This is a genomic window from Streptomyces sp. MBT65, from assembly GCF_016612545.1.
Classification (GTDB): domain Bacteria; phylum Actinomycetota; class Actinomycetes; order Streptomycetales; family Streptomycetaceae; genus Streptomyces.
In genome coordinates this window covers 1-6,858 of record NZ_JAENRY010000375.1, presented here as the reverse complement: position 1 = coordinate 6,858, position 6,858 = coordinate 1, and the positions used below count along the sequence as shown (strand labels likewise).

The window sequence follows — 6,858 nt, the reverse complement described above, 5'->3', positions numbered from 1 at the left end:
TGAGGCAGCCCGCCGGCGCCGGCGGGCTGCCTCATCACCGGGCGCTGTTGGACGGCACGGACTGGGCCTCGCTCGGCACGGCACGAGGGGACGGCGGTTTCCTGCCGACCGTACTCACTCGGCTCCTCGACCCTGATCCCGCGGTCCAGGCCGGTGCCATCAGGGAGTTGGAGCCGGTGCACCACCAGGACAGCTTCTACGAGGCCACAGTCCCGGTGGCCCTGTACATCGCGGCGATACTCGCCGATCCCACCACCGCAGCCTCCACACAGGCAACGCTTCTGGAGTGGCTGGGAACCCTCGCTCGGGAGGCCGACGACGAGTGCGTCGCCATCGGGGAACGTCATTTCAACGGCGGCTACCTCGCGAACTACCCGGAGCTGCGCGCCTTCCGCGACCGGCGCCCCACGTTCTACCGTGCCGTCTCCCTCTTCCTGGATCACGACGACCCGGGAGTGCGCGACGCAGCCGTGGTCGCCGCCCTCCCGATGACCGAGCATCCCGATCTCATCCGTCATCGGAGTGAGGTCGGGCAGCACGCCCGCCGTCTCCTGGCGACCAGCACCCATCGCTCCGATCGCGGCCGCGCTCTGGCCGCACTCAAGAAGTGGGGCCAGGACATCACCGACCTGGAGACCCCCGAGGACGTCGCCGCGCGCGACCGATACGCCCCGGCCCGTAGCGGGGTCGGCGGCTACGCGGATGAGCCGCCGTTCTGAATCGTGCGGCCTGGCGCGACATCATGCCGCGCCCTCTCACGTCCGTACGGCCGGAAGGGGACCTGCGCCGACCCAGCCCCGATAGGCGTCCCCGTCGACGTTGCTGCCGCACACGATGGTGACCACATGCCGCCCGGCGAAACGGTCCCGGTCCTCGAGAATCGCCGCGATGCCGAGCGCGGCCGACGGTTCGACGACGAGGCCCGCGTGGTCGAGGAGCATCCGCATACCGGCGACGATCGACGCCTCCCGGACCAGGACGGCGTCGTCGGCGACCAGGAGGAGATCGTCGAGGACGGCCGGGATGGGGTACCGGCCGGCGACACCGTCGGCGATGGTGTCGGTCGTATCGGTGGTGACGACGCGCCGCTCATGCCACGAGCGCGTCAGCGCCGGCGCACCCGACGGCTGGACGCAGATCACCTCGACGCCGGGCGCCAGGGCCTTCAGCACATGACCCACACCGGTGGCCAGCGCCCCGCCGCCGAGAGCGACCAGGACGGTGTCGAACGGCGGGGCGGCGCCCGCCAGTTGCACAGGTCCCCGGCCGTCCCGCGCTTCCACCAGCTCCAGGCCGATGGTCGCCGCCCCCTCGCAGGTCTCCAGGTCCAGGCTGTCCTCGACGAGCCGGATGCCGTCGTGGCGCGCGATGGCCGCCGCCCGCTCGCGCGCCAGCTCGTGGTCACCGTCCACCAGCTCCAGCCCGGCACCCAACGCACGGATGCGGTCGAGCTTGGCCACCGTCGCGAAGCGGGACGCCACGACCGTCACGTCGAGCCCCCGGCCGCGACCGGACCAGGCGAGCGCCTGGCCGAGGTTGCCCGCGCTCGCGCACACCACGGCTCGCTCACCGCGCTCGGCGAGCAGGCTCGCGATGACCTCGGTGCCGCGGCCCTTGAAACTGCGGACCGGGTTCGCCGTTTCGAGCTTGATGCTCACCGCACATCCGAGACCCGGCTCCAGCGCCTCGCAGCGGTACAACGGAGAGTCGAGAAAAACCGGGTCGATCACCCGGCGAGCCGCCCGGATCCGAGCGGTGTCGAGACGGGTCCCGCGGGTCTCCTGCACGACAGGGGAGCGTAGCCCGGCCGCGCCGGGTTACGCGGGTCCGGCCGGACGGCGGGCCCGGGCAGGGTGTTCGACCGGTTCACGATCACCACGAACACCTCCGCTCCCGCCACAGCGCCGCGAACGCCGTCGGCGCGGTGTCCGAACTCACCCGTCCCGCACCCCAGTTCGCCGCCTGGAGGGCACCGCACGGGTGCCACCTCGGGACCTCGCCGGCTCACCGCTCATGAACGGCGCCGCTCCCGTATCGCCGGCAGCGCGTACCCCGTCACCGCGGCGATCACCCCACGGGCGACCGGCTCGGGGTCGGTCGTGGCCGAGATGGTCCACCAGGTGTCGCGGTTCGCGGGGAGGAGCCGCCCTATGCGGCTGTGCCAGGCGGCTGGGCCGTAGACCGTGTTCGGGCTGGGGCGGGCGGGCAGGTGTGGCTGACTTCTGCGGGCCCGGGCCCAGCCGAGTTTGTCGGCCACGGTCACGTTGAGAGTGAACTCGACGCGCCCCGCCGTGCTGTGCGCGGACTTCTGGAAGCCGATGAGGGCCCAGGTCTCCAGGTGGGGCAGTTCGTACGTCTGCCCCGAACCCTTGAAACCGAGCGCGCGCAGACCGGGTGCGATCCGTGCGCGCATCAACGACGTGAACGCCTGCTGCGCGGTGGGCGCGGAGCCGTCAGCCATCGGCCGGCACCACGCCGATCGGGCAGGAGACCCCGGTCCCTGCGGGCCTGTGCTGCCATGTGACCCGTCGGTCGCGGTCGCCTGTCCGGTGAACCGGCCCGTCATTCCAGGAGGTGGGCAAGAGATTCCTTTCCGGCGGGATAGGGGAGTTCCTGGGGCAACAGTCGCATGGCGGAGTCCAACTCACCACGGCTGACGAGGGCGTGGAGGTTGTGGGCGAGCGGGGTCACGTCGCGGATGGCGATCGTCCACTCGTCCGCGTAGCGCCGTGCAGCTTCGCCGGAGAGACCCAGTTGCAGGGATCGGTACGGCAGGGGCTGGAGGTGCAGGTCCCGTTCGGGGTCCCATTGCACGCGGGTGGCCGCGCGCTTCAACTGACGCTGCCAAGTGGCTCGGTCGGGGTGCACCCCGCGGACGTAGCTCGACAGACACGCATTGTGTAGCGCCCACTCGAAGCCGTCACGGCTGATCTCGATGGCGAGGACGGTCTCTTGCCCTGTCTTGGCGCCCCAGCCGCAGCGGTACATCATCCACAGGAACGACGGCTTGATCCACGTCATCCGGTCCCGCTTCCATGCGGCAGGGAAACGGCCGTCGCGGACGGCGGGCAGGCCGATCTCGGGGGAGTACGCCTGGTAGACGGTGATCGTGGATTCCGAGTAGGTCGCGCGGATCCTGTGCCGCGGTTCTTCCATGGCGTACAGCGTGGGGTCGGCCGATTCAGACGGCCACTGATTTTCGACCGCCGTTCACTGCGACGAGAACTGTTGCCGCCGCACCGCGCTGGTTGCCGGCGCTACGGCCGCCCTCTTCAGACCGGGGTCAACACGGTCTACTTGCCTGTGACTTCCGATGCACTCAGCTTGACTCCGGTCTCGCTGAGTCCGTGCTGCCGTGTCTACCGTTGCTGCGTGCTGAATGGCAGCGCGGTGTTGCTGCTGCTTGCGAATTCAGCCGAGGAGCCACTTAGATGGCGCTGTGGTCATGGCATCGATGGACGGCAGCAGGACCGTCGCTGGACGCGTCTCGCTCGGCGACGTCATCGCGCAACTGGCCAGGTACAGGCCAGTCTTCCACTCCGAAGCCGATCTCCAGCACAGCTTCGCGAGGGCCCTTTGGGAACTGTCGCCGGATGTGCACTCCAGGCTTGAGGTACCGCAGTGGGCAGGGGACAGCACCGAACACCTGGACCTCTTGTGCATCGGCCCGTCGGCCCGAACCGCGATCGAGTTCAAGTACTTCACCCGGAGATGGACGGGCACGGTGGGCACTCCCGCCGAGGACTACGCCTTGAAGGAGCATGCCGCCGCGGACCTCGCTCGCCTGCACTTCGTGCGGGACATAGCCAGGCTGGAGCGCTTCTGCCACCGGTCCGACCAGAACGGTCTTGCCATCATGCTGACCAATGACGCATCTCTATGGACTCCGCCTGGCGTCGGCCGCGGACAGACTCGGGATCGAGAGTTCAGGATCCACCAGGGGCGTGAGCTTGGCGGCACCCTGCTCTGGGCCGAGGGCGCCTACAAGCCGAACACGTGCACGTTGCGGGGCGCATATCCGCTCGATTGGAAGCCGTACTCCGAACTGGATGGTGCAGGGGGAGAGTTCCGGTATCTCGCCGTGTCCGTCGGGCCGTCGCCGGACAGGGCTGACGACGGGCCCTCGCAGGTATAGCGGGGTCGCCCCCGAACTGCTGCGCAGAGCGTCGGCAGTCGCTACCGTCGTGCCATGACGTCAGTTGCCGAATGGCCGGACTTTCCCGAAGGCCTCGACCCCCAAAGCGTGTCGTTTCGGGAAGCCAGGTGTACATGGCATGGCAGGACTTGCGCAGAGCCACCTGTGAAGGTCGTGCGCACCCGAGACGGAGCGCGGTGGGCGGCGTGCCCACGGGCTGTGGACGCGATCGCTGCGGAACGTGGGACTCAGCCTCAGGAGTGATCCACCGGGGTCTCGCGGCTCACGGATCACTCCGAGAAAAGCGGCGCACAGTCGCGGGAGACGTTACGCAGTCCGTCCCGCTCCACGTCTTGGTCGTGGAGATGCTTCCCAAGAAGCTGGAAACAGGGCCTCGACAACCACGGTGTTCTGCTTCGCGTCCAGGTCCCTGTAGCCCTGACCAGGAGATGCTTCCGGCACAACCAGTTCTGTCACGAGGCAGGGCCACACGAAGCTGCTGCGGTGGCCCAGCTTGAGGAGCAGCCACTCCCGGAAGCCGAGCAGCGCGGTGCCGCGAGTGCCCGCCTCGTAGCCGTGGATGTACGTGACGTAGTCAGTGTACGAGCCGTCCAGGCTGTAATGCCGGGCCGCGTTCGGATCAGCTCCAAGTGCTCCCTGAAGGCGGCGATATCGGTTAGTTCACAACGAGAAGAAGCGCCCAAAGAGTTCCGGCAAGAGCGGGTATCGCGTAGGCGATGAACACTGCAGCTTTCGGGCCGCGTATATTCACGGCGGCTTGGGTCTGAGCGAAGTCGTCCACCAGATTGGCTAGCCGAGCTCGAAGCGCATCTGTGTAGCGTATTTGGCGATGCCCTACGTAAACCCATATTGCAGCTAAGGCGATTCCGAAAACTGCGATAATTCGCGCTGTGACGATCGTGGCATGCGTGTGGTGATCTGCTCCACTGCCACTCGATAATATTGCAGTATATGCAACTAATTGAAGTGATTGCGCCACGAGGAAAAGGTTCCCCCTCTGCATGATCATGTTGTCCTCGTGCAGGAAGTACTCCCAGAGTCGCGTGTGACGCATTGCCTCTTGGGGCGCTGCGGGGTCGCTGGATTGTTGGCCCATGGTTCGGTGCTGCCCGCCTCGATGCGCGCCCACGCCGAGCGGGACGCGTATCTTTTCTCGGCACCCGCTCAGGTGATCCGACTCAAGCGATCAATGCGCGCGCGGAGCGAGAGGCATGGGTCTCAAGTGCCATGTAGCGGTCAATGAACGATAACCCCAGGTATAAGGGCTGCGAGTCCTGAGATAAAGCTGCCAACGGCTGCGAGAGTGACGAGGGTTTCCTTGCCATCTGAGAACAGGCCCGTGCAAAATTCGCGGACTCGACGTCGGACGATCAGCAGCTTGAGCTTCTGCCATCGATGCTGCCTGATGTGGCAGCCCATCAGGAGCCCGGTCGCGTTGTTACGACACCCGTCCTCGCGTCCTCTGACAGGGGCACCGCACGTCACGGGCGCTTGGAAGAAGCACCAGATCAGCACCAACGCCGACAGGCTCGCAACGATCACAGGTCCTGCGGCCTTGTTGATCCAGGCGGCGATCAGAAGAGCGGCGGCGATGACGCCCCACCACTGTCCCATTCCACCGAGTCGACTGCTCTTTGCCCCCGAAGTCGCCATGCATGTAATCGTGGCGGGAGGATCGGCGAATCATGCCTCACGGAAGTGGTTTGACCGAAAGTGGGTTCCAGGAAGGCTGATGTCGTGTGCGATCGGATCGCCTGCCGCATCTGACTCGGCCGTGACGCCATGAGCGTGATGCTCGGCATCACTGCCGGTCTGGTGGTTCTGACCTTTGGGCCTGCTACTGCTCCGTGACCTCCGGAGCAGGGGCGACGCCTGTCGGGCAAGACGCCCCCCAGTTCGTCTCGAACGGGTCACCTAGCTTGACCCCCGTCCCGCCGATCCCGCAGTAGCCCGCCGGATTCTTGTCGAGGTACTGCTGGTGGTACCCCTCCGCCGGATAGAAGACGCGCCCCTGCGCCGGGAGTATCTCCGTGCTGATCGTGCCGAAGCGCGAGCCCGTGAGGACCTGCTGGTAGGCGGCGCGGGAGGCCTCCGCCGCGGCTGCCTGTGCGGGGGTGTGGGTGTAGATCGCCGAGCGGTACTGCGTGCCCACGTCGTTGCCCTGGCGGAAGCCCTGCGTCGGGTTGTGCGCCTCCCAGAACGTCTTCAGCAGCCTGTCGTACGAGATCAGCTTCGGGTCGTAGACCACGCGGACCGCCTCCGTGTGACCGGTCAGGCCCGAGCAGACCTCCTCGTAGGTGGGGTTCTCGGTGTGGCCGCCCTGGTAACCGACCAGCGTCGTCCACACCCCCACCGGGAGCTTCCAGAACGTCCGCTCCGCGCCCCAGAAGCAGCCCAGTCCGAAGTCGGCGATCTCCAGGTGCCCGGGGTAGGGGCCGAGTAGCGGGGTACCGAGAACGGTGTGGCGATCGGGGACCGTGAACACCGGCTGCGGCCGGCCCTGCAAAGCCTGTTCGGGCGTGGGGAGTTGGGGCGTACGACTGTGCAGGAACATACGATCTCCAATCGGGCCGCAACGAGGGTCCGCACCCGGTGAACGGGCGGTAGCTCCCGAGAATTCCGCCTCGCCGCCGCGCACGACCACTGGCTACCGCCGGCTACCACCGCGCCCGGCGCCCGGCCCTCAGCCCCCCGGCCCACCC

At 67.4% G+C, this 6,858-nt stretch carries 7 protein-coding genes; 2 read left to right on the top strand and 5 right to left on the bottom strand.

Annotated features, from left to right (window positions below; genetic code table 11):
- A partial coding sequence (locus tag JHN63_RS45155) for a hypothetical protein (RefSeq protein ID WP_307782139.1) occupies window positions 1–719 on the top strand: 719 nt, incomplete at its 5' end.
- 36 nt (window positions 720–755) lie between these two features.
- On the opposite strand, the gene JHN63_RS45150 is transcribed toward JHN63_RS45155, so the two are convergent.
- The 3 genes from JHN63_RS45150 to JHN63_RS45140 all read right to left on the bottom strand — a co-directional run bounded on the left by JHN63_RS45150 (window position 756) and on the right by JHN63_RS45140 (window position 3,156).
- Window positions 756–1,748, bottom strand: a complete 993-nt coding sequence (locus JHN63_RS45150) for a threonine/serine dehydratase (protein ID WP_200690949.1) — start codon at window positions 1,746–1,748, stop codon at window positions 756–758.
- 263 nt (window positions 1,749–2,011) lie between these two features.
- Window positions 2,012–2,461 (bottom strand): DUF4304 domain-containing protein, encoded by a 450-nt coding sequence (locus tag JHN63_RS45145; protein ID WP_200690947.1) that lies wholly within the window; start codon window positions 2,459–2,461, stop codon window positions 2,012–2,014.
- Between the two features lie 101 nt (window positions 2,462–2,562).
- A complete protein-coding gene (locus JHN63_RS45140; RefSeq protein ID WP_200690946.1) occupies window positions 2,563–3,156 on the bottom strand; it encodes a DUF4291 domain-containing protein in 594 nt (197 codons plus the stop codon).
- A gap of 289 nt (window positions 3,157–3,445) precedes the next feature.
- Here JHN63_RS45140 and JHN63_RS45135 point away from each other — a divergent pair, with 289 nt between their 5' ends.
- Window positions 3,446–4,135 (top strand): hypothetical protein, encoded by a 690-nt coding sequence (locus JHN63_RS45135; RefSeq protein ID WP_234478663.1) that lies wholly within the window; start codon window positions 3,446–3,448, stop codon window positions 4,133–4,135.
- Window positions 4,136–5,392: 1,257 nt separating this feature from the next.
- On the opposite strand, the gene JHN63_RS45130 is transcribed toward JHN63_RS45135, so the two are convergent.
- Both JHN63_RS45130 and msrA read right to left on the bottom strand, forming a co-directional pair.
- Entirely contained in the window at window positions 5,393–5,809 is a 417-nt protein-coding gene (locus tag JHN63_RS45130; protein WP_200690945.1) for a hypothetical protein, read from the bottom strand.
- A 184-nt stretch (window positions 5,810–5,993) separates the two neighbouring features.
- Window positions 5,994–6,710, bottom strand: coding sequence for a peptide-methionine (S)-S-oxide reductase MsrA (msrA, locus tag JHN63_RS45125; protein WP_200690944.1), 717 nt, complete (start codon window positions 6,708–6,710; stop codon window positions 5,994–5,996).
- Between the last annotated feature and the right edge of the window lie 148 nt (window positions 6,711–6,858).